Source organism: Skermania piniformis (genome assembly GCF_019285775.1).
Taxonomy (GTDB): Bacteria; Actinomycetota; Actinomycetes; order Mycobacteriales; family Mycobacteriaceae; genus Skermania; species Skermania pinensis.
Window position 1 is genome coordinate 1,387,346 of record NZ_CP079105.1, and the last position, 26,990, is coordinate 1,414,335.

At 69.1% G+C, this 26,990-nt stretch carries 28 protein-coding genes, 1 tRNA gene and 1 other RNA gene; 16 read left to right on the forward strand and 14 right to left on the reverse strand.

Annotated features, from left to right (window positions below):
• Positions 1 to 8 precede the first annotated feature (8 nt).
• From KV203_RS06430 to KV203_RS19985, 3 genes are all read left to right on the forward strand, one after another.
• A complete protein-coding gene (locus KV203_RS06430) occupies positions 9 to 434 on the forward strand; it encodes a DUF3052 domain-containing protein (RefSeq protein WP_066469204.1) in 426 nt (141 codons plus the stop codon).
• Positions 435 to 472: 38 nt separating this feature from the next.
• On the forward strand, positions 473 to 946 hold the full coding sequence (locus KV203_RS06435) for a peroxiredoxin (RefSeq protein ID WP_066468954.1): 474 nt from the start codon (positions 473 to 475) through the stop codon (positions 944 to 946).
• Between the two features lie 93 nt (positions 947 to 1,039).
• Positions 1,040 to 3,160: a cutinase family protein gene (locus tag KV203_RS19985; protein WP_066468953.1), complete on the forward strand. Its 2,121-nt coding sequence runs from the start codon at positions 1,040 to 1,042 to the stop codon at positions 3,158 to 3,160.
• Here the strand turns inward: KV203_RS19985 and KV203_RS06445 are convergent.
• Complete coding sequence (locus tag KV203_RS06445) at positions 3,132 to 3,755, reverse strand: TetR/AcrR family transcriptional regulator (RefSeq protein ID WP_246600631.1); 624 nt, start codon at positions 3,753 to 3,755, stop codon at positions 3,132 to 3,134. The two genes, KV203_RS19985 and KV203_RS06445, sit on opposite strands and share 29 nt — an antisense overlap.
• A gap of 54 nt (positions 3,756 to 3,809) precedes the next feature.
• A tRNA-Val gene (locus KV203_RS06450) sits at positions 3,810 to 3,881 on the reverse strand.
• A gap of 72 nt (positions 3,882 to 3,953) precedes the next feature.
• On the opposite strand from KV203_RS06450, the gene KV203_RS06455 reads away from it, so the two are divergent.
• Positions 3,954 to 4,667 carry a TetR/AcrR family transcriptional regulator gene (locus tag KV203_RS06455; RefSeq protein ID WP_066468950.1) on the forward strand — a complete coding sequence of 238 codons (714 nt, stop codon included), beginning with the start codon at positions 3,954 to 3,956 and terminating at the stop codon, positions 4,665 to 4,667.
• Here the strand turns inward: KV203_RS06455 and KV203_RS06460 are convergent.
• Positions 4,624 to 5,667, reverse strand: a complete 1,044-nt coding sequence (locus tag KV203_RS06460) for an AurF N-oxygenase family protein (RefSeq protein WP_066468948.1) — start codon at positions 5,665 to 5,667, stop codon at positions 4,624 to 4,626. The genes KV203_RS06455 and KV203_RS06460 overlap by 44 nt on opposite strands.
• 133 nt (positions 5,668 to 5,800) lie before the next feature.
• On the opposite strand from KV203_RS06460, the gene KV203_RS06465 reads away from it, so the two are divergent.
• On the forward strand, positions 5,801 to 6,949 hold the full coding sequence (locus KV203_RS06465; RefSeq protein WP_066468947.1) for an acyl-CoA dehydrogenase family protein: 1,149 nt from the start codon (positions 5,801 to 5,803) through the stop codon (positions 6,947 to 6,949).
• A gap of 61 nt (positions 6,950 to 7,010) precedes the next feature.
• On the opposite strand, the gene KV203_RS06470 is transcribed toward KV203_RS06465, so the two are convergent.
• A complete protein-coding gene (locus KV203_RS06470; RefSeq protein WP_066468946.1) occupies positions 7,011 to 7,529 on the reverse strand; it encodes a gamma carbonic anhydrase family protein in 519 nt (172 codons plus the stop codon).
• Between the two features lie 55 nt (positions 7,530 to 7,584).
• On the opposite strand from KV203_RS06470, the gene KV203_RS06475 reads away from it, so the two are divergent.
• Positions 7,585 to 8,517, forward strand: coding sequence for a cobalamin biosynthesis protein (locus KV203_RS06475; protein ID WP_066468945.1), 933 nt, complete (start codon positions 7,585 to 7,587; stop codon positions 8,515 to 8,517).
• Here the strand turns inward: KV203_RS06475 and KV203_RS06480 are convergent.
• From KV203_RS06480 to KV203_RS06490, 3 genes are all read right to left on the reverse strand, one after another.
• Positions 8,461 to 9,285, reverse strand: coding sequence for an SURF1 family cytochrome oxidase biogenesis protein (locus KV203_RS06480; protein WP_066468944.1), 825 nt, complete (start codon positions 9,283 to 9,285; stop codon positions 8,461 to 8,463). The two genes, KV203_RS06475 and KV203_RS06480, sit on opposite strands and share 57 nt — an antisense overlap.
• Before the next feature lie 130 nt (positions 9,286 to 9,415).
• On the reverse strand, positions 9,416 to 10,801 hold the full coding sequence (locus KV203_RS06485) for an HNH endonuclease signature motif containing protein (protein WP_157079752.1): 1,386 nt from the start codon (positions 10,799 to 10,801) through the stop codon (positions 9,416 to 9,418).
• 54 nt (positions 10,802 to 10,855) lie between these two features.
• Positions 10,856 to 11,275 carry a low molecular weight protein-tyrosine-phosphatase gene (locus KV203_RS06490; RefSeq protein ID WP_066469202.1) on the reverse strand — a complete coding sequence of 140 codons (420 nt, stop codon included), beginning with the start codon at positions 11,273 to 11,275 and terminating at the stop codon, positions 10,856 to 10,858.
• Between the two features lie 91 nt (positions 11,276 to 11,366).
• Here KV203_RS06490 and cobC point away from each other — a divergent pair, with 91 nt between their 5' ends.
• Genes cobC through KV203_RS06510 form a run of 4 tightly spaced genes read left to right on the forward strand, consistent with a single transcriptional unit; the run spans position 11,367 to position 15,086 of the window.
• On the forward strand, positions 11,367 to 12,413 hold the full coding sequence (gene cobC / locus KV203_RS06495) for an Rv2231c family histidinol phosphate aminotransferase CobC (RefSeq protein WP_066468940.1): 1,047 nt from the start codon (positions 11,367 to 11,369) through the stop codon (positions 12,411 to 12,413).
• Positions 12,410 to 13,252 carry a Nif3-like dinuclear metal center hexameric protein gene (locus KV203_RS06500; protein WP_066468938.1) on the forward strand — a complete coding sequence of 281 codons (843 nt, stop codon included), beginning with the start codon at positions 12,410 to 12,412 and terminating at the stop codon, positions 13,250 to 13,252. Before cobC ends, KV203_RS06500 begins: the two co-directional genes overlap by 4 nt.
• Positions 13,249 to 13,986 (forward strand): zinc ribbon domain-containing protein, encoded by a 738-nt coding sequence (locus KV203_RS06505; RefSeq protein ID WP_066468937.1) that lies wholly within the window; start codon positions 13,249 to 13,251, stop codon positions 13,984 to 13,986. Before KV203_RS06500 ends, KV203_RS06505 begins: the two co-directional genes overlap by 4 nt.
• Complete coding sequence (locus KV203_RS06510) at positions 13,983 to 15,086, forward strand: bifunctional RNase H/acid phosphatase (RefSeq protein WP_066468935.1); 1,104 nt, start codon at positions 13,983 to 13,985, stop codon at positions 15,084 to 15,086. The genes KV203_RS06505 and KV203_RS06510 overlap by 4 nt, the downstream gene beginning before the upstream one ends.
• A gap of 34 nt (positions 15,087 to 15,120) precedes the next feature.
• Here KV203_RS06510 and KV203_RS06515 read toward each other — a convergent pair whose 3' ends face one another.
• Together KV203_RS06515 and KV203_RS06520 are read right to left on the reverse strand one after the other, a co-directional pair.
• The gene (locus KV203_RS06515) at positions 15,121 to 15,588 is read right to left on the reverse strand and encodes a DUF1697 domain-containing protein (protein WP_066469200.1); all 468 of its coding nucleotides are present in this window, start codon (positions 15,586 to 15,588) and stop codon (positions 15,121 to 15,123) included.
• Between the two features lie 68 nt (positions 15,589 to 15,656).
• A complete protein-coding gene (locus tag KV203_RS06520; RefSeq protein ID WP_066468931.1) occupies positions 15,657 to 16,544 on the reverse strand; it encodes an alpha/beta hydrolase in 888 nt (295 codons plus the stop codon).
• Positions 16,545 to 16,616: 72 nt separating this feature from the next.
• Between KV203_RS06520 and rnpB the strand changes: the two genes are divergently transcribed.
• Positions 16,617 to 17,034, forward strand: an RNA gene (rnpB, locus tag KV203_RS06525) — RNase P RNA component class A.
• 25 nt (positions 17,035 to 17,059) lie between these two features.
• On the opposite strand, the gene KV203_RS06530 is transcribed toward rnpB, so the two are convergent.
• Positions 17,060 to 17,461 carry a hypothetical protein gene (locus tag KV203_RS06530; RefSeq protein WP_066468930.1) on the reverse strand — a complete coding sequence of 134 codons (402 nt, stop codon included), beginning with the start codon at positions 17,459 to 17,461 and terminating at the stop codon, positions 17,060 to 17,062.
• Between the two features lie 323 nt (positions 17,462 to 17,784).
• On the opposite strand from KV203_RS06530, the gene KV203_RS06535 reads away from it, so the two are divergent.
• Positions 17,785 to 18,120, forward strand: a complete 336-nt coding sequence (locus tag KV203_RS06535; RefSeq protein ID WP_066468928.1) for a hypothetical protein — start codon at positions 17,785 to 17,787, stop codon at positions 18,118 to 18,120.
• A 4-nt stretch (positions 18,121 to 18,124) separates the two neighbouring features.
• Entirely contained in the window at positions 18,125 to 19,579 is a 1,455-nt protein-coding gene (locus KV203_RS06540) for an RNB domain-containing ribonuclease (protein WP_066468926.1), read from the forward strand.
• On the opposite strand, the gene KV203_RS06545 is transcribed toward KV203_RS06540, so the two are convergent.
• The 4 genes from KV203_RS06545 to panB form a co-directional block, all read right to left on the reverse strand.
• Complete coding sequence (locus tag KV203_RS06545) at positions 19,522 to 20,424, reverse strand: CHAD domain-containing protein (protein ID WP_066468924.1); 903 nt, start codon at positions 20,422 to 20,424, stop codon at positions 19,522 to 19,524. The two genes, KV203_RS06540 and KV203_RS06545, sit on opposite strands and share 58 nt — an antisense overlap.
• Positions 20,421 to 21,335, reverse strand: coding sequence for a prolyl aminopeptidase (gene pip / locus KV203_RS06550; protein WP_066469199.1), 915 nt, complete (start codon positions 21,333 to 21,335; stop codon positions 20,421 to 20,423). The genes KV203_RS06545 and pip overlap by 4 nt, the downstream gene beginning before the upstream one ends.
• Positions 21,336 to 21,379: 44 nt before the next feature.
• Positions 21,380 to 21,835 (reverse strand): hypothetical protein, encoded by a 456-nt coding sequence (locus tag KV203_RS06555; RefSeq protein ID WP_066468923.1) that lies wholly within the window; start codon positions 21,833 to 21,835, stop codon positions 21,380 to 21,382.
• Between the two features lie 102 nt (positions 21,836 to 21,937).
• The gene (panB, locus tag KV203_RS06560) at positions 21,938 to 22,774 is read right to left on the reverse strand and encodes a 3-methyl-2-oxobutanoate hydroxymethyltransferase (RefSeq protein WP_066469196.1); all 837 of its coding nucleotides are present in this window, start codon (positions 22,772 to 22,774) and stop codon (positions 21,938 to 21,940) included.
• A gap of 363 nt (positions 22,775 to 23,137) precedes the next feature.
• Between panB and KV203_RS06565 the strand changes: the two genes are divergently transcribed.
• From KV203_RS06565 to KV203_RS06575, 3 genes are read left to right on the forward strand one after another with little or no spacing between them, the layout of a single operon-like run.
• On the forward strand, positions 23,138 to 23,989 hold the full coding sequence (locus tag KV203_RS06565; protein ID WP_246600633.1) for a type IV toxin-antitoxin system AbiEi family antitoxin domain-containing protein: 852 nt from the start codon (positions 23,138 to 23,140) through the stop codon (positions 23,987 to 23,989).
• A 25-nt stretch (positions 23,990 to 24,014) separates the two neighbouring features.
• Positions 24,015 to 25,589: an alpha/beta hydrolase gene (locus tag KV203_RS06570; RefSeq protein WP_066468921.1), complete on the forward strand. Its 1,575-nt coding sequence runs from the start codon at positions 24,015 to 24,017 to the stop codon at positions 25,587 to 25,589.
• A gap of 55 nt (positions 25,590 to 25,644) precedes the next feature.
• A complete protein-coding gene (locus KV203_RS06575; RefSeq protein ID WP_066468920.1) occupies positions 25,645 to 26,982 on the forward strand; it encodes a glutamine synthetase family protein in 1,338 nt (445 codons plus the stop codon).
• Positions 26,983 to 26,990: the final 8 nt, after the last annotated feature.

Sequence of the window (26,990 nt, forward strand, 5' to 3'; positions counted from 1 at the left end):
AAACCACCGTGGCCGCCGCGGGGGACGCGCAGACTTACGCTCAGAAGCTCGGTATCTCACACGGCGCGGTGATTCAAGAACTGGGCTGGGACGATGATGCCGACGACGATATCCGCGCCGACATCGAGGAGACGATCGGGGACGAACTTCTCGACGAGGACTCCGACGAGGTGATCGACGTTGTTCTGCTGTGGTGGCGGGATGGCGACGGTGACCTGGTCGATGCCTTGATGGACGCGATCGGGCCACTCGCCGACGAAGGGTTCGTCTGGGTGCTCACCCCTAAGACCGGCCAGTCCGGGCATGTCGAGCCCAGCGAGATCGCCGAGGCTGCGCCGACCGCGGGACTCACCCAAACCTCGGCGGTGAATCTGGGCGACTGGACCGGGAGCCGCTTGGTGCAGCCCAAGGCCCGCGCGGCGAAACAGCGCTGACGCCGACCGCATCACCGACCGGCGACGGAGGCCGTGCCATGCCGCTGGAGATCGGCGCGACTGCGCCCGACTTCACCCTCAAGGACCAGAACAACCAGCCGGTCACGTTGTCGGATTTCCGGGGCCGACGCAACGTGCTGCTGATGTTCTTTCCGCTGGCCTTCACCGGCACCTGTGCCGGTGAGTTGGGCCGGATCCGGGACGAGCTGCCGCGGTTTCAAAACGACACCTCCGAGGTGCTCACGATTTCGGTGGGTGCGGCGCCGAGTCACAAGATGTGGGCCAGCGAACACGGCTACCTGTTTCCGATCTTGTCCGATTTCTGGCCGCACGGCGCGGTAACGCAGGCGTACGACGTGTTCAACGACCGTGCGGGGTTCGCCAACCGCGGCACGTTCGTCGTCGATCGGTCGGGCCTGATTCGGTTTGCCGAAATGAACGGCCCTGGTGAGCCCCGGGACAGCGCGGTGTGGGTGAGCGCGCTCGACGCTCTGGCCACGCCGGGTGCGTAACGTGAGTGTCTACTCCATACGACACAGTTATCGGATGTATAACGCCGAACCGGGGGGTCTCGGGTAGTCGTCATCGACCCCGGAGAGGAAACGATGGGTTTTCGAGTTGCCGCACGCGGCGTCTTCCTGATGTCGAACCTGGCGGTGCCGGGCGGGATTGCGCTCGCCGCGCTGGTCTCGGTGCCGTGGACGAACCCGGCAGCGCCGGCTACCCAGGTCACCGCATTGGCCGCGGCGAGTGCGCCGGCATGCTACGACATGGTGACGGTCGCGGTGGCCGGGCGGAACGACGTCCCGCACCAGGGCGAGAACACCTACCTCACCGCGGCCGACGGCACCCAGCTCCCGGCCGCCACGGACTATTCCAGCACGTGGCTCGACTCCGTGGTCGACGCGCCGAAGGCACGCGTCGGTGCGGACTCCTACAACACGGTGTATGTCGACTATCCCGCCAACATGGCCACTTACGAAGACGCGGTGGATGTCGGAGTGAGCAACACCGAGCAGGTGATGCGATCGATTTCGGCGACCTGCCCGGATACCCAGTTCGCCATCGTCGGGTACAGCGAAGGCGCTGACGTGGCCCGCCGAGTCGCCACCCGGATCGGAAATCAGACCGCCGTCGATGCCGTCGGGATCGATCCGGATGCGGTCGCCGGGGTGGTGATCCTCGCCGACCCGGGCCGGGACGCCGGCGCGGGACAGTTCCCGGGTGCGCAGAACGAGTACGCCCACCCCGACGGCTACAACGTCGCCTACCAGACCACGGCAAAAGCGGCGTCCGGCCAGGGCGCGATGCCGGGCACTGCGGGTGACTTCGGCGCCCTGAGCGGCCGGGTCGCGTCGTTCTGCGCCGACGGGGACCTGACGTGTTCGGCGCCGCAGAACATCGCGTTGCTGCAGCTGGCGGCGAACGTCGGCCGTCAGCTCAACATCGATGCGCTGGAGCGCGACGGCGGCACGCCGGCGAACGTGCTCGACGCGATCGCCGTGATCGGCCGAGTGGTCGGTCTGGCCGTCGACGATGTGTTGTCTCAGCCGAACTGGATGCGCAGCGACGAGACGTTCCTCGACGTGCTGGTCAAGGTGTCCGACCCGGCGTACCGACCGGGTCGAGACAGCGGCGCGGCCGGCTCGGGCCCGTTGAACCTGAACCAGTTGGTCGACATCGCGTATCTGCCGGGCAAGATCCGCAACGAGATCGTCGGCTTCGTCGAGGACAATCAGAACACCTTGCAGGTCGCGATGAACGACCCGTACGGGCAGACCCTGGCCCCGGGAACCGGGCACCACTTCGATTACTGGCGCGACGCCGATCCGTCGGTCGGTCGGTCGCAGAGCTCGGCCGAGTACGCCGCCGGCTGGTTGACCAGTCTGGCGCAACAAGCAGAACGCCAGGAGAATGTCGCGGCAGCCGCCCGGGCACAGCGCGATCCCGTCACGATGTCGGCTGCCGATACGTACCGCGCCACGTCGACCACCTCGTCGCTACAGACCACCCCGGTGGCCAAGAGCATCGCGTCGGCGGCGAGCGTGCCGACCGTTACCTATGGACCGCCGATCACATCGACGAACACGCTGGTCACCAATCGTTCGGTGACCATGGCGGACGGGACCGAGATGGCGGGCCGTGGTCCGGTCCTGCCCCGATCGGCGAGCACCTACCGCGCGGCGCAAGCGTTTCCGCCGGCGACCGCATCGCCGACTGCCGCGAAGCCGAGCGTGGCTGCCAGGCAGGACAGCACCGTCACCCAGAAGAGCACGGTGACGCAGAACAGCACGGTGACGCAGAACAGCACCGCCCGGGTCGCGCCGCCGGCAGCGGCGGTTTCCGCACCGACCTACACGATCCCCACCACGACCAAGCCGTCCACCACCACGGTGGCACCGCAGGTTTACTCGGTGCCGACCACGACGACAGTGCCGTCCACGGCGACGGTGCCGACCACGACGAAGCCGTCCACCACCACGGTGGCACCGCAGGTCTACTCCGTGCCGACCACGACGACGGTGCCCAGCACCGCAGCCCCGGCCAGCACCGACCAGGCAACCGTGACCTACGCCGTTCCGGTGCCCACGGAGACAGCGCCGACGATCGTGGCCCCCACCACGACAGCCGACGTTGCGACAGCAGCAGAAACGACAGCAACAGAGACGGCGGCGGCAGAAACCACAGCAGCCGTGGTCACGACGACGACGGCGCCGGTCGGCTGAGGTCGAGCAGCCCGGCGGTGACGGCGCGCAGCTGACCGATCGCGCGGTCGATCGATCGGGTGGGTTGCAGCACGTAGCTCAGGGTGAGCCGGACGATCACCTCGGTGAGGTCGGCCAGCCCGGCGTCGTCGAGGTCCAGTCGTGGATACCGCGCGCGGAGCGAGAGGGCCAATGCCTCGACAGCTCGGTCCAGAATCAGTGCGGGTTCCACCGCGAGCAGCGGCCTGGGCCCGGAGTCCGGTTCGGTCGGTACCGCCCTCAGCAGTGGATTATGTGTCGCGCTCCGCAGGGTGAACTCGGCGGCCCGGCTGATTCCCGCCAGCGGGTCGTCCGGGTGCATTGCCAGACAATCCACCACCCCGGACAGAAACATGTCGGTCTCGCGTGCAACCAGCGCTTCGGCCAGCGCCTGCCGGGTGCCGATCTCCTTGTACAGCACCTGCCGGCTCACCCCGACCTCGGCGGCGACCCGCGACATCGTGACGGCCGACCAGCCGGCCGTGCAGGCAAGATCGTGGGCGGCATCGAGGACTCGGGTACGCAGGGACGGGCGAGCTTCGGAAAATGTCGACTCGAACGAAATCGGCTCCCCCACCGGAGCGAGCGTACCCTGCGATGGCAAAGGAATTCGGCGGGACGAAACCCTCGGTGCCCCCGGCAGGAATTGAACCTGCGACCTACCCGGTGTAAGCGGGTTGCTCTGCCTCTGAGCTACAGGGGCGCAGCTGCCCGACCAGGGTAGCCGATCGGGCAACCGAATCCGGACCGGCCATGCTCTGGCTAGACTCGGGCGATGCAGGCGACCGGACGTGAGGGCCGCTGGGACGAGCACAATTCCGCCCGACAGACACGCATTCTGGAAGCTGCGGTGGAGTTGCTGGACGAAACCGATCCCGGTGTCGCGATCCCCGTACAGCAGATCGCAAGCCGAGCCGGCCTGGCCAAATCGGTGGTCTATCGGCAGTTCGCCGGCAAGGACGAACTGGAGCGGCGGATTCGCTCGTACCTGCTGGACGGCTTCTTCGCAACGTTGAACGATCGGCTCGACATCGGCACCGGCTCGATCGACGAAGTGCTCACCCGGACGGTGCGGGCAGTAGCCGACTGGGCCGGCGACCATCGGCACCGACACGAGTTCATGCGAGCGGGACCGATCGCCGCCGACGATTCCGGCCTGGATGCGATCGCGGTGCTGAAAACGCGAGTGGCCGGACGGGCTCGCGAGATCCTGGAGCCGATCACCGCGATGCTCGGGGTCGACTACGAGCCGTTCGAGACGTTGCCCTACGCCCTGGTGTCGATGGTCGAGGGCACATTGAGCCACTGGGTCGGCGACCCGGAGCCGACTCGTAGCCGCGGCGAAATCGTCGCCGATCTGGCCGCGCTCGCCTGGTATGCCCTCGACGGCGCGGCCCGGTCGGTCGGCTTGCAGCCCGATCCCGAACTCGAACTCGCCGACGCGATCAGCCGACTGACCGCAGACCCGCCGTCGCCGTTGCCGGCCTGACCGGTCGCGCCGCAACGGCGACGCGATCGGGCTCGCTGCGATACCGCGCGGCTGGTCCGTCGATCCGCATCAGCTGCCACAGCGGCCGGGTCCACCGATTGCGCAGACCGAGATCGTCGGCCAGTTTGCGCATGTCGCCGAAGTAGCCGGCCATGATCGCGCGGGAATGCGGGCTGCGCCAGAACGCATCTCGGTACACCTCTACCGGGATGTCGAAGTCCCGTGCGAAGGACTTCGGCGGCGCCATGATCTCGCCGACCAGCCAGCGCAGCGCGAGCGGGAAGGCCACCGCGCAGGCCGCCTTGGACAGCGGACCCATCCGTTCCACGTGTGCGTGCAGGAAGTCACCGGCGAACGAGATGTGCCGGGCTTCTTCGGCGATGTGGATCTCGACCACCCGGCGCAGCGCTTCCGGGGTCGCCACGTCGGCCCGGATCAGTGCTTTCTGGTAATGATCGATCGGCTCTTCGCCGCCGAGGATTCCGATGAACAAGATCGCGTGCGCATACCCGCCGGCCACCCCGATGAACGGCGACAGCAGCCGGAACACCGGGCGCATGCCGGCAACGTCGTCGCCGATCCGGTTCACCAGCTCTTGGAACATCTGGATGTGATTGCACTCCTCGGTCATCTCGTGGAGGCAATAGCGGAACTCCGGCGACCCGTTGGGCAGCTTCATCGCGTACTGCATCATCCCGCGGATCAGGATGCTCTCGAATGCCGAACCGACCTTGATCGCGTTCGCAGTGCGCCACCGGCCGATCGCGATCTGGCGGTCCAGCGGCTGGCTGCGGTACCACTCGGTCGCGCCGAGCGGATCGATCTCCGGGTCCAGCACCCAGCGCGGATCGTTCCGGTCGATGGCGAACTCCGGTGAGTCCCAGGGAATGTCGAGGTAGGGATCGAAACGACGGCGGACCGACCCCTCGTTGAGAACCTGCAGGTTTTCGCGGTAGCCCGCGTCGAAGAAGTTGGCCTGCTCGGCGATTGTCGGTGGCATCGTTGCCTCCTTTGTGTAGCTCGCTGGACAAACGAGTGGGACTTGTCGTCTCACGCAGTATGCTCCTCCCGTCGCCCGGTGTCGACACCATTTGCGTCGACACCGGATTCACACTGTGAGAAAGGCCCTGACCATGTCGAGCACCTCTCGTTCCCGATGGCTGACCGACGAGTTGGATGCGTTGCGTGATCTGGTTCGCGGCTTCTTCGCCAAGGAGATTGCGCCGCACAGCGAGCGGTTCATCGAGCAGCACCACGTCGATCGTGATCTGTGGACCAAGGCCGGTGACCTGGGCCTTTTGTGCATGTCCGTCCCCGAGCAGTACGGCGGTGGCGGTGGCACGTTCGCCCACGAGGCGGTGCTGTTGGAGGAGCAGGCCCGCGCCGGAGACAGCTCGTGGGGGGTGAGCCTGCACAACGGCATCGTCGCGCACTATCTGTTGGCCTACGGCACGGAGGAGCAGAAGCAGGCCTGGCTGCCGAAGATGGCGTCCGGTGAGGTGGTCGGAGCGATTGCGATGACCGAGCCGGGCACCGGATCGGATCTGCAGAACGTGCAGACCAAGGCGATCCGCGAGGGCGACGAGTACGTGATCAACGGCGCCAAGACGTTCATCACCAACGGTGGGCAGGCCGATCTGATCATCGTGGTGGTCAAGACCGACGTGCACGAAGCAGCGAGCGGGATCTCGCTGGTCCTGGTGGAGGCGAACCGCCCGGGCTACCGCGTCGGCCGCCTGCTGGACAAGTTGGGCCAGCGGGGCCAGGACACCGCCGAGCTGTTTTTCGACGACGTTCGGGTGCCGACCTCGAACCTGCTCGGCACCGCCGAAGGGCAGGGTTTCATTCAGCTCATGCAACAGCTCCCGCAGGAGCGGCTGATCATCGCAGTCACCTCGGTCGCCGGAATGGAATCCATGTTGGCGACCACGATCGCCTATACGAAGGATCGGCAGGCTTTCGGACGACCGATCTTCGGCTTCCAGAACACCAAGTTCAAGTTGGCCGAGGCGGCGACCGACGCGAAGATCGCCCGGGTGTTCGTCGACGACTGCATCGAGCGGCATCTGCAGGGCGAGTTGGACATTCCGACGGTGGCCATGGCCAAATGGTGGACCACCGAACGGGCGACGGTACTCGCCGACGAATGCCTGCAGCTCCACGGTGGCTACGGCTATATGACCGAGTACCCGATCGCCCGAGCGTGGGTCGATCAGCGCGTGCAGAAGATCTATGCCGGCACCAACGAAATCATGAAAGAGATCATCGCGCGATCGTTGTAGTCGGCCGGGTCGGTGTAGTCAGCCCGGCCGCCATAGCGCGTCGGTCGGCGGCCGGGCGGGGTCAGTCGAGCACGACCCCGCCGGTGTGTACCTCGCGGAGGTACAGGTAGGCCGCGGCGTTCAGCTTGATGGTGTCCCGCTCGGCATCGCCGAGCTCCCGGCGGACCTTCCCGGGCACTCCCGCGACCAGCGAGTTCGGCGGAATCTCGGCACCTTGGGGGATCAGCGCGTTGGCGGCGATCAGGCTGCCGGCGCCGATCGTCGCGCCGTTGAGCACGGTGGCTCCCATCCCGATCAGCACGTCGTCACCGACGGTGCAGCCGTGCAGGATCGCGTTGTGGCCTACCGAAACCCCGGTACCCAGCAGCAGCGGAAAACCGGGGTCGACGTGCAACACGCAGCCATCCTGGATGTTGCTGCGCGCGCCGATCGTGATCAGCTCCATTTCGGCGCGTAACACCGCATTGTACCAGATTCCCACCTCCGGCCCGATCCGTACCTTGCCGATCAGAGTCGCGGTGGGCGCGATCCACGCGCTCTCGTCGACTTGCGGCTCGTCGTCGCCGAGTCTGATTCGCATTGTTCTCCTTCGGTCCGGTGCTCGTCCGAGTCTGGCACGCGCCTAGGCTCGGGCGGTGGGAGTCGCCGCCGGTCTGTTGCTGGGCTACGCCGCGGATCGGCTGTTCGGCGATCCGCGGCGTGGGCATCCGGTCGCCGGATTCGGTTCGGTCGCGGCGGTGCTGGAACGCCGGAGCTATCGCGACAGCAGATCGGCGGGGGCGCTGCACACGGGGCTGCTGGTCGGTGCGGTCGTCGGGATCGGTGGCCTGGCCGGTCGGGGCGGAACCCTCGCGGTGGCGGCCGGCACCTGGACGGTGCTCGGCGGAGCCAGCCTCGCCACCACCGGTGAACAGATGGCAACGCTGCTCGCGGCCGGCGATCCGGCCGCCGCCCGGGCAGTGCTGCCCACGCTATGCGGCCGGGACCCGGCTGGGTTGGACGCTGACGGCCTGGCCCGGGCCGCGTTGGAATCCGTCGCCGAGAACACCTCCGACGCCGCGGTCGCGCCACTGCTCTGGGGCGCCGTCGCGGGGCTTCCCGGGCTACTCGGCTACCGCGCGGTGAACACGCTCGATGCGATGATCGGCTACCGCAACGTCCGCTACCGGCGGTTCGGCTGGGCCGCAGCCCGCACCGACGACGTGGCGAATTACCTGCCGGCCCGGGTCACCGGCTTGCTCACGGTCGTGCTGGCGCCGCTGGTCGGTGGCCGGTCGGCGGCGGCGTGGTCGGCGTGGCGGGCGGACGCCGCGGACCATCCGAGCCCGAACGCCGGTGTGGTCGAAGCCGCAACGGCTGGTGCGTTGGCGGTGCAGCTGGGCGGCCGCACCGAGTATCCACACGGTGTGGAACTACGCCCGCTGCTCGGCTCGGGGCCGCCCCCGCACGCCGCCGACCTGCGCCGGGCGGTCCGGCTGTCCAGGCTGGTGCAGCTCGCCGCAGTGGTGGGGTCAGCGGGACTTGCCGTAGCGGTCCGCCAGCTTGGCTTCGGTGGTCGGCGGCGCTGACCCGTCGGCCGCTCCCGGGGCCGACGGGATGCGCGACTTGCGGCGTTCCAGAATCTCCGCCCGGATGAAGTAGGCAAGTCCGAGCGGCGCCATGATGCCGAACGCGAGCCATTGCAGGCCGTAGGACAGATACGGGCCGGCGTCGAGTTGGGGGAGGGGAATCGGCTCGTAGCTGCCGGGCTGATCCGGCTCCAACTGCAGATAGCCATCGACCAGCGCCAGCCCCAGCAGCCCGCCTACCTGGCCGGAATCGATCGAGTACACCTGTCGATAGCCGTCCAGTTCGGCCGGCGGCTTGTCGTTCATCACGCCTTCGGATTGCCGGATTCGCGCTTGCAGTGTGCGAGGCCCGGTCGGCGGGTCGGTGATCGGCGGCGGCCGGCTGCTTTCGACGGCGCGTGCGTATCCGCGATCGACCAGCAGGATGCGGCCGTCGTCCAGTCGAAAAGCATTCAGCACCTCGAATGCGGGATCGCCGTTCACCGAACGCAGTCGAACCAACACCGTCGAGCCGGGAACGTAGCTCCCGCGGGCGTTCACCCGGCGCCACTCGTCGTCCTCGGCGAACGAGCCGGTGCCGAGTAGATCGCCGACCGAGGCCGGGTCCGCGTCGACCGAGCGGGCGATCAGATCGTTGCGATGTTCGGTACGGGAGTTCTTGTGAAGCTGCCAGGGCGCCAGCACGCTGAAGCAGAGGTAGGCGAACACACCGACCAGGATCGCCAGCATGATCCAGCCGGGCCGAAGCAGAAACCGCAGCCGTCGCACGCCGACTACGGTATCCCGGACTTCGGCGGTCGATACCGTGGGCAGCGCTGATCTCGCCACGGGCCGGGGGCAGGTTCGGGCATGCCGGTGGCCCCGGCCGGGTGGGGCGGGGTGCCGGTGTCGGGGTTGTTCAGAAGGGTGGGGGTTCGTCGTCGGGTATGGGTGGCGGCTGGCCCGCTCGGTGGGGCATCGGGGAATCCGGTGCCCGGGGTGGGGGTTTGCCGGGTGGGGTGAGGTCGGTGGTGCCGGTGCCGTCGCGCAGGTAGGTTCCGCCGGCCGGGGTGGTCCAGAGATAAGCACCGCGGGTGAGCCGTTGGTAGTGCCAGCCGCGGTTTCCTTTGAGCCGGTGGTGTTTTCGGCAGAGTGGGGCGAGGTTGTCGCTGCTGGTGGGTCCGCCCCGGTCATGCGGGTGGGTGTGGTCGAGGTCGCAGCCACGGGCGGGGCGGTTGCAGTACGGGAACACGCACGTGTTGCTGGTCTGCACGACCTGTTCGCGGAGCCGGTCCGGAATCTGATATGCGTCGGTCTGGACGTGTTCGGCCAGGTCCAGCACCGGGCGCACCGTCACCTTCGCGTCCGGGCTGCCACACCAAGCACGGATCGCCTCGATACTCGCCGGGGTCGGTGACGAAGAGTCGACCCGGCCCAGGGGGCCACCGGAACCGGTGAGCTGATCAGCGCTGATATGTACATGCAACTGAACATCACGCGGGGCGCGGCGATCCAACGCAGCCGGTGTGGGTTCTGGTGCGTCGAACGGCAATCCGGGTTGCCGGCGGGCGAGTTCACCCAACGCGGTCGAGCGCCGCGCATCCAGCGAATCGGTGCTGCCACAGGCGGCGAGATCCTCGGCGATATCGGACAACGCGTGATCGAGATCGCGGGCGTCGAGCAGATCGAGTTCGCCCTCGATCCGGACCGTGCCGGTCAGACTCACGGTGCGGGTGTCGATCTCCACCTTCCGGGTATCGGCATTCAATTCCTGCTCCGCAGCCTCGGGGTCGGCGAGGATGCGGGCTTCGTCGATCAACCGATCCAGCTGCGCCCACGACACCGTCCCCGCGTACGCCGCGAGCCGCTCATCGACGAACGCGGCCGCTTCCGGCGACAAGCCGATAGTGGCATCGGCGATCCGCCGGGCCCGCCACCATGGTGTCTGCCCGTTCCGGACGCGTTCCCAGAGTCGGGGCAACCGGTAACAAACTTCGAGCACCGCCCCGACATACGACATTCCCGAATCGGTGGAATACCGCAACGCGGTAGCGAGCTCGGCAACCGCGGATTCGTCGACCTCCGGCGAACCGGGCCCGCCCGGAGTGACCCACCCGACCCCGAACCGATCCACCTCGGTGTCACCCACCGGGGCGTGCCAGCGACACCACTCGACCGTCAACTCGGCCTGCTGCACCGCGACCCGCTCCGCCTCGGCCCGCGCCGCCCGCAACCCCGCCAACACCATCCGCGCAGAACCAGCACCAAACCCGGTTCCGGGAGTAAAAACACTGGCTGCGGTCATATATCTAGTGCATCACGACCCACCGACAAGATTTCCTGGGCAGATCCCTGCCGGTCATGGCTGCTCCAGTTTCCGCTGTACCCAGATCACGATGCCCGGAACGGCAGCTTCGATCTGTTTCCGGACCAGCTCGAACCCGGCGTCCGGGCCGTAGTAGGGATCGGGCACGTCACCGCCGTCGGCGTCCGGGTCGAAACTTCGGAGCAATCGGCGCCGCTCCTCGGGCACGCCCAGTCGGCCGAGAGCCCGATCGTGGCCCGCATCGAGCGGGATCAGCAGATCCGCGGACAGGTGATCGTCGTCCACGGCGGCGGCGGAGTGCTCGCTGGGATAGCCGTGTCGGCGCAACACCGCGACGGTGCGCGGGTCGGCGGGCTCCCCGACATGCCACGCGCCGGTCCCGGCGCTCGACACCCGCACCCGCTCGGCCAGGCCGGCCCGATCCAGGTGGTCGGCGACGATCAGCTCGGCCATCGGCGAGCGGCAGATGTTGCCGGTGCAGACGAACGACAGGTGCAGTCGGTCCGGATCGGTCACCGTGCCATTCTCCGTACACTCGCGAGCCGTGGACGAATCGGATCTCGACCGCCTCCGGTATCACGGCGACCAGGCGACCGGGCCCGACCTGCTCGACTTCGCGGTCAACGTCGCGGCCGCCGGGCCGCCGCCCTGGCTCCGGGACCGGCTCGCGGCCCGTTTGCACACGCTGGGCGCCTATCCGTCGGCCGCCGAGGACCGGGAAACCCGCGAGGTGGTCGCTGCACGACACGGCCGACACCCGGACGAGATCCTGCTGTTGGCCGGCGGCGCCGAAGGATTCGCTCTGCTTCCTCGGCTGGCGCCGCGGCTGACGGCGATGATCCACCCATCGTTCACCGAACCCGAGTTCGCGCTGCGCGAAGCCGGCCTCCCGGTGGCCCGGGTGTTGCTCGAGCCGCCGTATCGGTTGGCCGGGGCGCGCGTGCCCGATGCCGCGGACCTGGTGGTGCTGGGCAACCCGACGAACCCGACCTCGGTGCTGCACCCGGCTGCGGACGTCCTGGCGCTGCGCCGACCCGGCCGGCTCATCCTGGTGGACGAGGCGTTTGCCGACACCGTGCCGGGTGAGCCGGAGTCGGTGGCCGGGCGAAGACTGCCGGACGTGTTGGTGCTGCGCAGCCTGACCAAGACCTGGTCGTTGGCGGGGCTGCGCTGTGGCTACCTGATCGGGCCGGTCGGGTTGCTCGATCGGTTGCGGGTCGGGCGCGCGCACTGGCCGCTCGGGTCGTTGCAGTTGGCAGCGATTCGGGCATGTAGCGAGCCGGTAGCGGTCGTCGAGGCGGCCGGATGGGCGGTCACGCTGGCCGCGCATCGTGCCGCGATGGCAGACCGGCTCGTCGCGGCCGGGGCGGCCGTGCACCTGCCGGCGGCCGCCTCGTTCCTGCTGCTCCACCTGCCCGACGCGGAACGGGTTCGTGAGCAGTTGCGCACGCAGGGGATTGCGGTCCGACGTGGTGACACGTTCCCCGGGCTCGGCCGGTCCCACCTGCGGGTCGCGGTCCGCCCGCCCGATCAGGTGGATGCGCTGCTGGCCGCACTGGACCGGATTCGCGCCTACGCTGACCGGTCGTGACCATCCGACTTGCCGACCTGATCGACGTACTCGACTGCGCTTATCCGCCGCACCTGGCCGCGGAGTGGGACGCGGTCGGTTTGGTCTGCGGTGATCCGGATCAGCCGGTGTCGCGGGTGCTGCTCGCCGTCGACCCGACCGCCGCGGTGGTCGATGAGGCGCTGGCTTGGGGTGCGCACGCACTCGTCGCACACCACCCGTTGCTGCTGCGCGGGGTGACCACCGTCGCCATGCACACGCCGAAGGGCGCGTTGCTGCACCGGTTGATCCGCGGTGGGTGCGCGCTGTTCACCGCGCACACCAACGCCGACTCGGCCGATCCGGGGGTATCCGACGCGCTGGCCGACGTGCTCGGCCTCACCGTCGGCGGACCGATCGCGCCCACCGCGCCGGGCGCCGACACCGGAATCGGCCGGATCGGGACGCTGCCGGCACCGGAGTCGTTGCGCGCGTTCACCGAACGGGTTGTCGCGGCGCTGCCGGCCACCGTGTGGGGGGTGCGTGCCGCGGGCGATCCGGACCTGCCGGTGCGCCGCGTGGCCGTGTCCGGTGGAGCGGGGGATTCGCTGCTCGGCGCGGTCGGCCGGCTCGGCGTGGATGCGTACCTGACGGCCGACCTGCGGCATCATCCGGCCGACGAGCACCTGCGGGCGGGCGGTCCGGCGTTGATCGACGTCGCGCATTGGGCCAGCGAGTTTCCCTGGTGCGCGCAGGCGGCGGGAGTGCTGGAGCAGCGGCTGCCCGGTCTGGCCGTGCGGGTGTCGGCGATGCGAACCGACCCCTGGTCGCTCGGGAGTACCGTGGAGCCTTACGCCGTTTCCGAGCCAGGAGAGCAGTGAACGTCGAACCCCAGATTCAGCTTCGGTTACTCGAGCTGGCCGCGCTGGACACCGAATCGGCCCAGATATCGCATCGCCGCCGGGTGTTGCCGGAGCAGCAAGAGGTGACCCGGCTGGAGGGTGAGCGGAACAGATACCGCGACGCCGCCGCCACCGTCGAGATCGCAATCGAGGACCTCGACCGGGACATCCGAAAGCTGGAGGACGAGGTCGATTCGGTCCGGCAACGCGAGGAGCGCGACCGGGCGATGTTGCAGGCGGGGACGGTGGCCGCGAAACAGTTGACCGACCTGCAGCACGAGCTGGGTGCACTGGAGCGACGGCAATCGACGCTGGAAGACGACCTCCTGGACGTCATGGAACGGCGCGAGGCGGCCGACGCCGATCATCAGCACGCCGGGGCGCAGCTGAGCCGGGCCGAGGCCGACCTGACCGACGCCACCCGGCTGCGCGACGAGGCGGTGGCCGACCTCGATGTGGCGGAGAACCGTTGTCGCACCGGCCGAGACGAGATAGTGACGATTTTTCCGACAGAGCTGTTGGATCGCTACGAACGGCAACGTGAGCGGCACGGTATCGGAGCCGCGTTGTTACGTGCCCGCCGGTGCGGGGCGTGTCGGATCGAGCTGGATCGCGGCGAGCTGGCGCGGATCGCCAAGACCGCGCCGGACGTGGTGGTGACCTGCCCCGAGTGCGGCGCGATCATGGTCCGCACCGCCGAATCCGGCCTGTGAAGGTCATCGTCGAGGCCGACGGCGGGTCACGGGGAAACCCGGGCACGGCCGGCTACGGCGCGGTGGTGTTCGCCGCCGACCATGCCACCGTGCTGGCCGAGCGGTTCGCCGGTATCGGCGTCGCGACGAACAACGTGGCCGAATATCGCGGGCTGATCGCCGGATTGACGGCCGCTGCGGACGTAGGTGGCACCGAGGTGCAGGTCCGGATGGACTCCAAGCTGGTCGTCGAGCAGATGTCCGGACGCTGGAAGGTGAAGCATCCGGACATGATTCCGCTGCATGGGCAAGCGGCTGAGCTGGCCCGCGGGTTCGACCGGGTGCGGTACGAGTGGATTCCCCGGGCGCGCAACGCTCATGCCGATCGGCTGGCCAACGCCGCGATGGACGGCACCGAGCAGCCGGCCGTGGAAGCGGCGGGCGCCGGCCCGGCCGCCGTCGCCCAGCCGGCCGCGCCGCCGCCGCCCGGCTGGACCGGGGCACGCGGGCCGGCGACCCGACTGCTGTTGTTGCGGCACGGGCAAACTCCACTGTCGATCGAGCGGCGCTACTCCGGCCGGGGCAACCCGGAGCTGACCGAACTGGGCCGGGAACAGGCCGGTCGCGCAGCGCAACGGCTGGCCGGCAAGGGCGGGATTGCCGCAATCGTGTCGTCGCCGCTGGGCCGGGCTCAGGCCACCGCCACCGCCGCCGGTGCGGCGCTGGGCCTGCCGGTGACGGTGCTCGACGACCTGACCGAGACCGACTTCGGTGAGTGGGAGGGGTTGACGTTCACCGAAGCGGCGCAGCGTGATCCGGATCTGCACCGGCGTTGGCTGGCCGATTCGGCGGTGCCGGCGCCGGGCGGCGAAAGCTTCGCCCAGGTGCGGCAACGGGTCTCCGCCGTCCGGGACGACCTGCTAGCCGCCTACCCGGGGCAGAACGTGCTGGTGGTCAGCCACGTGACCCCGATCAAGACGCTGCTGCAGCTGGCGCTGGACGTCGGCCCGACGCTGCTGTACCGGTTGCATCTGGACCTTGCGTCGTTGTCGATCGCCGAGTTCTATCCCGACGGCGGGACGTCGGTGCGGTTGGTCAACGACACCGGCCACCTGGACTGATCGGCGCCGTCTCTCGTCGCGCCCAGGATCTCTTTCAGGCCAGTATCTTTCGCAGCGTGCGCAGGTTGCGGTTGGTCACCGTCGATTTGTACTTCCGGTTGGCCGACGCTTTGCCGAAGGCACTGGTCAGGGTCCGGCCGCGGAGCACTTCCCAGTACAGGACATCGTCACCCAGGCGGATCTGCTCCACCGCCGGGTCCAGCTCGGGCGCTGCCTCGGCCAACTCGGCCAGGCTCGCGGGGTCGGCGGCGAGCAGCACGTACGGCTGCCGCTCGTCCCGCTCGGGGAACGGGTAGCCGTCCACGATCGCCCGCACCTGGTCCAGGTCGCGCAGCACGATCCACGCCGGGTAGCCGAACGTGTCCCGCAGCGCCTCCTCGATCCGCGCCTTGAGCTCGGTCCGATCGATGTCGCTGCTGGCGAACACGGCATTTCCGGAGGCGAGTACGGTGCGCACGTCGGCCAGTCCGGCGGCGGTGAGGGTGTCGCGCAGGTCGGCCATCTTGATCGTGATGCCGCCGACGTTCACCCCGCGCAGGAACGCGACGTAGCGGCCGGTGGATCGAGCGCTCACGGACGCAGCACCGAGACCAGGAATTCCAGCTGATCGGCGACCGCCGTCTCGAACGTCTCCCCGTAGTAGATGTCGAAGTGGCCCACGGGATATTGCCGGACGGTGGCGTTTCGGGTGTGCGCGGCGGCGGCGCGGGCGGGTCCGGCCGGGTGCACCGTGTCGTGTTCGCAGATCGCGTAGAACACCGGCATCTTCAGCTGCCGGACTTTCCGCGCCGGCGCGTCGAACAGCAGACCGAAGCCCGACCGGGCGGATACGACGGTGTCGAACAGCATGCTCGCGGTGGCCATTCGCTGGTATCCGGCCGGCGCGTCGGCCGCGCTGACCATCGCACACTTGCCGCGTTCGCCGGCCAGTGCGACGCCGATCGGCTTGCGCCGCATCGGCGCCAGCAGGGCGTCCAGGGAGGCGACCATGCCCACTTTCAGGACGCTGCTCGGTCCTTTGGCCAGCGCGGCACGCAGTCCACTGGTGAACGGGCACTGCACCACCACGGCCGCGAGGTAGGGGTCGTCGGCAGCGACGGCGAGCGCGTGACCACCGCCCAACGCGGTGCCCCACAATGCGATTCGGGTGGAATCCACCCCGGGCAGGGTGCGCGCGTAGCGGACCGCGGCGGCCCAGTCGGCGCGCTGTTTGCCGAGATCCACCAGCTGACGCGGCTGACCGTCGCTGGCGCCGAAATGTCGATAGTCGAAGGCGAGTACGTGCATTCCGGCGGCGGCGAACCGCTGTGCGTAGGCATCCAGCTGCATCTCCCGGTTGCCGCCCAGACCGTGCCCCATCACGATCAGTGGGCGCGGCCGAGTGGAGTCGTCCGACCGGTACAACCAGGCGGCGCAGAGCTCGCCCTCCGATGTGAACGACACGTCCCCGCGATCCATGGCTCGCACCTTAGCCGGTCGCTACTGGTGGGTCGGAGTGATGCGAATACCCGCTATGCTTTTCGATGCGGACGAGTCGGCCGGGCGGTCGCGGCAGCCGGTACCGGCGTCGGGTGTTTCGGCATCACGACGCGCTGGCCGGATGTCGAGGAAAGTCCGGACTCCACAGGGCAGGGCGGTTGCCAACGGCAACCCGGGGCGACCCGCGGGACAGTGCCACAGAGAACAGACCGCCGGCGCGAGCCGGTAAGGGTGAAACGGTGCGGTAAGAGCGCACCAGCGGCTCGGGTGACCGGGCCGGCTCGGTAAACCCCGCCCGGAGCAAGGTCGAAGGTCGCACTCACCGGAGTGCGGCTGCGCAGGTGTTCGAGGGCTGCCCGCCCGAGCCTGCGGGTGGACCGCTTGAGGTACCCGGCGACGGTGTGCCCAGATGGATGATCGCCGCCGGCTTCGGCCGGCACAGGATCCGGCTTACAGGCCGGCTCGTCCGCCCCGACCGGCCGATTCCGGCAGGCTCAGCAGATGACCTTGATCGATGAGTAGATCACCCCGATCTGATCCTCGGTCGGCGCGACCGCGCCGTTGCGCAGTCGCTCGGTGAGGCCCCGGCGGATGTCGGCCTCACTCGCGCCGGTCTTGATGTCGGTGCAGGTGCCCGCGTACACCGACCGGAGTTCGGCGTCGGAGCGGCCGGCGGCCAGATCGGCGAAGCCGGCGCGGAAGGCGACGGCGAATCCGGCGGCTCGGACGTCGGCGTCGGTGGCGTCGTCCGGCAGCGCGGAGGCCGCCGCCGAAATCGACGCATTCAGATCACCCGAGGACGGGCCGCCTGCAGTGTCCGGTGATGCGTCGTCGGAGCTGCCGCAACCGGCCAGCAGCAGAGCCGCGGCGACCATCGCAACGGTGGTGTATCGCATGGTTCCTCCAGCGTCGGGTCCCGCCCGTGGCCCGCCCCGACGGGTTCGGTAGCCTGCTCCTGCCCAGGTAGGGCACCGGCTGTTCGCCGAGGATAGTCGACCTTCCGATGCCTGCTCAGCAGCTGCCTGGGTCCTTCGTGTGCAAGATCGGTCTCCGGGTCCGCCGGCCCGACGGGGTGTCGGTGGTCCTGCCCGCGAACTGTGGGCCACAGGTCGGTGACACGCCGCAAACCTGGGGTAGACCGCGTATGCCCGGCGACATACTGTGTGGGGGCATCACCGCTGGTGCAGTCGGCTCGATTCAAGAAACTGGGGATCCAACCATGCGTTTCATTCGTTCAATTGTCGTCGGCACACTGGTTGCCGGCGTCGCGTCGGCGCTCGCGTTGTTCGGCGCCGGCACCGCCTCGGCGGTCGAGGTGACGCCGTTGCCGGGTGGGGTCCGAGTGGACCTCGATCACGCCGAATCGGCGTGGGTTTATCAGAATGGGATCGGGTTCAACATGGCGAAGATCCCGCATCCTTCGGCGCGCTCGTTCGGCTCGACGCTGAGCAGCGCGACCGGTATCTCGAGCGGTTATCCGGACGGCCGGGTGTCGTTCACCGTCTACGGTCCGATCGACGCCCCGCACGGCGGCATGGTGGTGTTCAAGGACTGACTCGATGAGCGTGCGCCGACTTGCCGCCGCTGAGCTCGAATTCGGTTCTATCCGAACCGAATTCGGGCTCGTCTCGGATTTCCCGGACGCGGCTCTGGCAGAAGCGGAACACGCCGTCGATGCCTTCTCCGCGGTCCGTGAGGATCGAGTCGACCTCCCATTCGTCACCATCGACCCGCCGGGGTCGATGGATCTGGATCAAGCACTACATCTTCAACGCACCGCCTCGGGATTCGTGGTCCACTATGCGATCGCAGATCTCGGGGCGGTTGTCGTTCCGGGCGGCGCGCTCGACACCGAGGTGCGGCGGCGGGGCCAGACCTACTATCTCCCGGACGGATCGATCCCCCTGCACCCGCCGGTGCTGTCCGCCGGGAACGCCAGTCTGTTGCCCGAGCAGGACCGTCCGGTGGCCTTGTGGACCATCGAGTGCGACGAGCGCGCGCAGCCGCAGACGTGGTCGGTGCGCCGGGCCCGAGTCCGCTCGGTGGCCCGGCTGGACTATGCCGGGGTGCAAGCCGACGCCGACGCCGGTCGGCTGCACCCGTCGATCGCCGCGTTGCCCGAGTTCGGCGCGCTGCGACTCGCTGCCGCGGCCCACCGTGGTGCCATCGAGCTGAACCTGCCCGAACAGGTGGTCATCCGCGACGGTGACGCGGGCTGGCGGCTGGAGTTGGAGCCGCGCACCGCGGCCGACGAATGGAATGCGCAGGTCTCCCTGCTCACTGGGATGTGTGCTGCCGCGCTGATGGTTTCGGCCGAACTCGGGCTGCTCCGGACGATGCCGCCGCCCGATGCCGCCGCGCTCGCCGGAATCCGGCGCGCGGCGAAGGCACTCGGCCTGGACTGGCCGGCCGACGTGCCGGTCGGGCGGCTGCTGGCGGCGCTGCCGACCGGCGCGCCGACCACCTTGGCGGTGATGTCCGAGGCGACCGGGCTGCTCCGCGGCGCCGGCTACACCGTACTGGACGGAAGCCTGCCCGAGCAGGTATCACAGAGCGCGATCGGTGCCCCGTACACCCACGTCACGGCCCCGCTGCGGCGGCTCACCGACCGGTTCACCACCGAGATCTGCCTCGCGCTGAGCGCCGCCACCCCGGTGCCGGACTGGGTCCGAGCGGGTCTGTCGGAGGTCGCCGAGGTGATGCGGTACACCGACGCGCTGGCCGGCAAGGTCGAGCGCGCCTGCGTGGATCGCGCCGAAGCGACCGTGCTCGCGGACCGGGTCGGCAGCGATTTCCCGGCGGTGGTGCTACGCGGTAAGGACGGTCGGCGCGACGCCGAGGTGTTCGTCGCCGATCCACCGGTGGTGGCCCGGTGCGACGGTGATCCGCCGGACGGGGCACAGCTCACCGTCCGCCTGCAGACCGCCGATATCGACACGCGCACCGTGCGATTCGCTTATCGGCCGGCCGACAGCGCGGTCCCGGCCGAGATCAACGACTCCACCGCAGGGTGATAGTGGGTCAGCGCGGCGCGCGCGGCCTGCTCCTCCACGGCGTAGAGCAGCCCGTAGCCGAAGGTGTCCTCGTCGGCGGTGCGGGCCGTGGCCGCCGTGGCCAGCAATGCCGTTTGCGACTCGACCGCGTCCCGGTGGTCGCCGAGCGTGGATTGCAGCCGCTTGGCCGTGCCGACCAGTCGGGTGGCAGGTTCGCCGAGCGCGCCCTGGGTAGGCTCCGCAGCGTAGCGCAGCCGCTTTGCCGCTTTCCGGACGTCGTGTAGCGCCTCCACCTGCTCGGCCGGTCCGGCCTCGGACTCGATCTGGACCAGCCGCCGCAGCCGGCGATACTCCCGGGACAGCGTGTCGGCGCAGAACCGCTGTGGGGTGGCGGCACTCCGCCCGGTGAGCGGCGGATCGGCTACCAGGGTTGTCAGCGCGGTGATCAAATCGGCGTATCGGCGGCTGTCCAACGCCGCGAGGACCGCGACGTGAGCGGTCGCGTAGCGGGCGCGGTTGGTCCCGACCAGCCGGTCCGGTAGCGGTCCCGGGATCAACCCGGGCGGCTGTTCGGCGAGCAAGCCGGCGAACCGTTCGGCGCGCACCTCCGCGTCCCGCGCGACACCCAGCACACCACCGAGCCAGCTGAGCTCGACCCGCAACGGGGCGGTCCGGGCTTGGTCCAGCGCGCGCCGGTAGGAGCGCAACACGCTGCGCAGCCGTCGGGTGGCCACCCGCATCTGGTGCACCGAGTCGTAGGTGTCGGCGCGCACGTCGGGTTCGGCTGCGGTGAGCCGGCCGACGTCGGCGGCGAGTGCGGTCAGCAGTGGCTCCGTGGCGACCCTGGCCGTTACCCGGGCGCTCATTCGCGGAACCGATCGGTCGCGGCGATCAGGTGGTGCATGATCCCGGGCTCGGCGGACGAATGACCGGCGTCCGGCACGATCGTCAGCTGCGCGGCCGGCCACGCGCGGTGCAGCGCCCACGCGCTGCCCATCGGACAGACGATGTCGTAACGGCCTTGCACGATCACCCCCGGAATCTGGGCGAGCGCGGCGGCGTCACGCAACAACTGCCCCTCGGTGAGAAAGCCGCCGTGCCGGAAGTAGTGGTTCTCTATCCGGGCGAAGGCCAGCGCGAATCGCGGATCCGCGGTTTCGGCGACCCGGTTCGGATCGGGCAACAGCGAGCTGGTCGCCCCTTCCCAGGTGGACCAGGCGACCGCCGCGCGTTGCGATACCGCCGGATCCGGGTGCTGCAGCAGCCGGTGATACGCCTCGACCAGGTCGCCGGAGCGTTCGGACTCGGGGATCGGCGCCAGATACTGTTCCCACAGATCGGGGAAGATGGTGCCCGCCGGACCGTTGTAGTACCAGTCGATCTCGCTCCGGCGGAGCAGGAAGATGCCGCGCAGCACCAGCTCGGTGACGCGCTGTGGGTACTGCTCGGCGTAGGCGAGCGCGAGCGTGGATCCCCACGAGCCGCCGAATACCAGCCAGCGCTCGATACCCCGATCGGTGCGCAATGCCTCGATGTCGGCGATCAGGTGCGCCGTGGTGTTCGTCGCGAGGTCGGCGCCGTCGGCGACGTGCGGTGTGGACCGGCCGCAGCCCCGCTGATCGAACAATACGATTCGGTAGGCGGCCGGATCGAAGTAGCGCCGGTGATCCGGCGTGCAGCCGCCGCCCGGACCGCCGTGCAGGAACACCGCCGGCTTGCCCCGCGGATTGCCGCACTCCTCCCAGTAGATGCGCTGTCCGTCGCCGACCTCGAGCATGCCGGTGAGGTACGGCGTGATCTCCGGATATCGCACTCGGTCGCTCACAGTGCGTAGATCCCGGCGTCGAGGCTGGGGATCGACAGCGCGGCGAGTGTCTCCTGCCGCACGTTGGCGCAGCGATCGCCGGCGACCGTGTCGAACACCGTGTGGTCGCGGAGCAGCTCGACGTTGGCGTAGCCGTTGTTCGCGGCCCACTCGAAGGCCAGGCCTTTCAAGGCCAGTTTGCCCAGTGTCGGACCCTGCACCCGCCAATCGGGCAGTGCGGCCTCCAGTCGGCGGCACAGGTCGTCGCCGGCGGTGGGGGTGACCGACGCCGTGCCGGCCGGCGGCGCGGCATCGGCGGTGGTCTGCGGTACTCCGGTGGTGGGCGATAGCGCCGGCGAGCTGAGCGTCCCGGCCTGCTCGTGCGGGGCCGCGCAGCCGGCGAGCAGCGCCGCCGCCGGCGCCGCCAGGATCACGGCGGAGATCCGGACAGCCCGGGGAGGGCAGGCACGCATCGGGGACCCTTTCGTCCGATTTTGCGGTGTCTGTTGCGAGTGTACGAGCGGGTCGCTACCGCACCACCGCAGCGCCGGGTCGGACGGGTCGGTCGGGCCAGGTCAGAACGTGTGTTCGCGGGCCGGGAACGTGCCGTTGCGCACCTCGGCGGCGTACGCACCGGCCGCCGCCCGCAGGTCGTCGCCGAGCGTGGCGAACTTCTTGACGAACTTCGCCGTGCGCCCGCTCGTGTAGCCGGCCATGTCCTGCCAGACCAACACCTGGGCATCGCATTCGCTGCCGGCACCGATGCCGACGGTCGGAATGGTGAGCTTGCGGGTGACCTGGCCGGCCAGCTCGGCCGGCACCATCTCCATCACCACCGAGAACGCGCCGGCCTCCTGGACGGCGAGCGCGTCGGCGACCAGCTGCTCGGCGCCGTCGCCGCGGCCCTGCACCCGGAATCCGCCGAGCGAGTTGACACTCTGCGGGGTGAAGCCGATGTGCGCCATCACCGGGATACCGGCGGAGCCGAGCGTCGCGATCTGGCCGGCAACCCGCTCGCCGCCCTCCAGCTTCACCGCATGCACGCCGGCTTCCTTGAGGAACCGGGTGGCGCTGGCGAGCGCCTGGGCAGGTGTGGATTCGTAACTGCCGAACGGGAGGTCGGCGACCACCAGCGCGTGCGGTGCGCCGCGAACCACCCCGCGCGCCAGCGGAATCAGCTCGTCGATGGTGATCGGCACCGTGGTGTCGTAACCGTAGACCACGTTGGCGGCCGAATCGCCGACCAGCAGTACCGGAATCTGCGCCTCGTCGAAGAGTCGGGCGGTCGAGTAGTCGTAGGCGGTCAACATCGACCACTTGGTGCCGGCCGACTTCATCGCTTGCAGGTGGTGCACCCGGGTCTGGCGCCGGGGCGCCGGGGCGGCGGCACCGTACGGCGCGGTTTCGGACATCGCGGTGGTATCGGGCATCGCGGTGGTATCGGGCATCGCGGTGGTATCGGGCATCACGGTGGTATCGGACATCGCGGTGGTATCGGGCATCGCGGTGGTATCGGACATCGTTGTCCCCTCGGAGTGAGTCATCGAGTACGCCTACCTCGAAGCCTTGGTCGGGTCTCCGGGAGTGCGTCTGACGGGGACAATTTTTCCACCGGGAGGTTCGGGCGGTGTAGCGCAGCGACGAGTGCGATTGGTCACACCGGCTAGATCATGCCTGGTCGACCGGCCTTCAATCTTCCCAATTCCGCAGTGTGGAACCGGGCGCTCGGTGTCCGAGTCCTAGTGGATGTGACACCGTCTGCTGTTCTTCGCCTGATGGCACGCCAACAGGGCGTGTTGACCTTGGCGCAGGCGCGTGCCGCCGGAATGAGCCTGTCCGGCGTGAAGCGACGGGTCAATTCCGGTGAGTGGCGCCGGCTCACCAAAGGGGTCTACGTGCTCGCCGAGCACACCCGAACCCCCGCGGTGGAGTTACGCGCCGCCGTGTACGGGGCGGGGGAGGGGGCCCTCGCCTACGGTCCGAGCGCGGCCTGGTGGCACCAGCTGATCGATCGCCCGCCGGCGCGCAACTGGGTGACCATCCCGTCCGCGCGGCGGCTGCATCGGGTCGAGTCGGTCCGGATCCGACATCGTGACCTCGCGCCGGAGGATCAGGCGGTCGTTCGCGACCTGGCGATCACCGCGGTCCCGCTGACCGTGTTGGAGGCTGCGGTCGAGCTGCGCGACGGATCGGTGCTGATGGATCGGGCGTTGCAGTCCCGGGTGTCGATGCCGGACCTGCTTGCGGCGCACGAGCGCAACTCCGGTCGGCGCGGTTCCCCGGCGGTCGGCCGGATGCTCGCCCTGGCCGGCGACGGCGGGCTGTGGCAGGCAGAACGGCAGCTGGTCCAGCTGCTTCGGTCGGCCGGGGTGGAGGGGTGGCGGCAGCATGTGAGTTACCTCGACTACGACGTCGACATGGTCTTCCCCCGCTTCCGGCTGGCGATCGAGCTGGTCGGCTGGGAATGGCTGCGCGACGCCGAACAGGTCGAGCGAGACCGCCGCCGCCGGGCCGCGTTGCTGGCGGGCGGCTGGAACGTTCTCACGGTCACGGCACACCGGCTCGCGCAGCAACCGGATGCGGTACTCGGCGACATCGCCCGCACCCTGTCGTCGGCGGTCAACTGACCGGAGTCCGTGGCACGATCGACAGATGTCGGCACGCTGCTCGCTCCGGTCCGGTGTGGCTGCAGCGGTTGTTCTCCTCGGGGGCCTGGTCTCGCTGGCCGGATGCGGTGATTCGCGCTCGGCCGATCCGCCGGCGAGTTCGTCCGGCCCGAGCGGCTCGCCCGAACCCACCACAGATTCGGCCGGCCTGGACCGGTTCAGTCGCCAGCAGCTGGACTGGGGATCGTGCGCAGATTTCGAGCAACCCGGCGATCCGTTGCCGGCCAGCCTGCAATGCACTCGATTGACCGTGCCGGTCGACTACGCCCGGCCGGACGGCGACACCGTACAGCTCGCCGTGTCCCGGGCGGTCGCGAGTGGTGACCGGATCGGCGCGTTGATCACCAACCCCGGTGGACCCGGCGTGTCCGGGTTGAGTTTGGCTACGCAGGGGGCCGGCACCCCGCTCGCCGAACGGTTCGACGTGATCGGCCTGGACCCGCGTGGAGTCGGTGCGTCGTTGCCGGCGGTGCGTTGTCTGACCGACGCCCAGGCCGACGCCGAGCGCGCCGATCCCGACTTCGACACCTCACCGACCGGCATCGCGACCACCGAGCAGGAGCACCGCGACTATGCCGGCAGCTGTGCCGGCCGGATGGGCACCGAGCTGCTATCGCACCTCGGCACCCGGGAGACGGTGCGTGACATCGACATCCTGCGCTCGGTGCTCGGCGACGATCGGCTGACCTACCTGGGCTACTCCTACGGCACCCGAATCGGATTGGCCTATGCCGACGAGTTTCCGGAACGGGTGCGCGCGATGGTGCTCGACGGCGTGGTCGATCCGGGAACCGATCGGCTGCAGGCGATCCGGCTGCAGGCGGCGGGGTTCCAGGCCGCTTTCGACGACTACGCCGCCGACTGCGCCCGCTCGCAGCGGTGTCCGCTGGGCACCGACCCGACGCAGGCGAACACGGTGTTCCGCGGTTTGGTCACCCCGCTCGAACAGCGACCCGCGACGACCACCGATCCGCGCGGGCTCGGCTACTCCGACGCGACCACCGGCGTCCAGCAGGCGCTGTACTCCACCGAGCTGTGGCCACTGCTCACGGTCGGGCTGCGGGAGTTGGCCGACGGGCGGGGCGACACCCTATTGCACCTGGCGGACCTCTACGAGGGCCGGCGGGAGGACGGCAGCTACGACAACGTCGAGGACGCGTTCAACGCGATCCGGTGTGTGGACGATCCGCCGATCACCGACCGCGCGGTGGCCGGCGCGGTGGACACCGATTACCGCCGACTGGCCCCGTTCCTGGACGACGGCCACGGCACCGGACAAGCTCCACTGGATCTTTGTGCGTTCTGGTCGGTACCGAATACCAGCTCGCCGCAACAGATGTCGGCTTCCGGGTGGCCCAAACTGACCGTGGTGTCGACCACCGGCGATCCGGCGACGCCGTATCAGGCCGGAGCCGAGCTGGCCGGTCGGATCGGCGCGGCACTGATCACCTATCAGGGCACCCAGCACACCGTCGCGCTGACCTCCGGAGTTGCGTGTGTGGACGATGCGGTGGTCAGCTATCTGATCGATACCGCCACCGCCGGCGATCGCACCTGCTGAGCGCCCGGCCGCGCGCCGTAACACGGATTTAACGCTGGGTGCCTAGTCTCGCAGCATGGACCGTCAGAAGGAGTTCGTGCTCCGAACCCTCGAAGAGCGCGACATCCGATTCGTCCGGCTCTGGTTCACCGACGTGCTCGGCTATCTGAAATCCGTGGCGATCGCGCCGGCCGAGCTGGAGGGTGCGTTCGAGGAGGGGATCGGCTTCGACGGTTCGGCCATCGAAGGCTTTGCCCGCGTGTCCGAGGCGGACATGGTGGCCAAACCCGACCCGTCCAGCTTCCAGGTGCTGCCCTGGTCGACCAGCCGGGGCGATCAGCACTCGGCGCGGATGTTCTGCGATATCGCGATGCCGGACGGGTCGCCGTCCTGGGCCGATCCACGACATGTGCTGCGCCGCCAGCTGAACAAGGCAGGCGACCTCGGTTTCAGCTGCTACGTGCATCCGGAGATCGAGTTCTTTCTGCTGAAGAGCGGCCCGGAGGGGGCACCGCCGGTACCCGCGGACACCGGCGGCTTCTTCGATCAGGTGGTGCACGAGGCGGCCCCGAACTTCCGTCGGCATGTGGTCGACGCGCTGGAGTCGATGGGGATCTCGGTCGAGTTCAGCCACCACGAAGGGGCGCCCGGCCAGCAGGAGATCGACCTGCGGTACGCGGACGCGTTGTCGATGGCGGACAACGTGATGACCTTCCGCTACGTGGTGAAGGAGGTGGCGATCGACGAGGGGGTACGCGCCACCTTCATGCCCAAGCCGTTCAGCCGCTACCCCGGCTCGGCGATGCACGTGCATATGAGCCTGTTCGAGGGTGAGACCAACGCCTTCCACGACCCGGACGATCCGAACCAGCTGTCGCAGACCGCTCGCGCGTTCGTCGCGGGAATCCTGGAGCACGCGGCCGAGATCAGTGCGGTGACCAACCAATGGGTGAATTCCTACAAGCGCCTGATCCACGGTGGGGAGGCGCCGACCGCGGCGTCCTGGGGTCGGTCGAACCGATCCGCGTTGGTCCGGGTACCGATGTACACGCCGAACAAGGCCTCGTCGCGCCGGGTGGAGATCCGCAGCCCCGACTCGGCGTGCAATCCCTACCTGGCGTTCGCGGTGCTGCTCGCCGCCGGGCTGCGCGGGATCGAGAAGGGGTACACGCTCGCCCCGGAAGCCGAGGACGACGTGTGGGCGCTCACCCCGGCCGAACGGCGCGCGATGGGGTATCGCGACCTGCCGGGCAGCCTGGCCGATGCGCTGATCGTGATGGAGCATTCCGAGCTGGTGGCCGAGGCGCTCGGCGAGCACGTGTTCGATTTCTTCCTGCGTAACAAGCGGCGGGAGTGGGCGGAGTACCGCAGTCAGGTGACGCCGTTCGAGCTGAGCGAGTACCTGGACCTGTAGCGACCGGC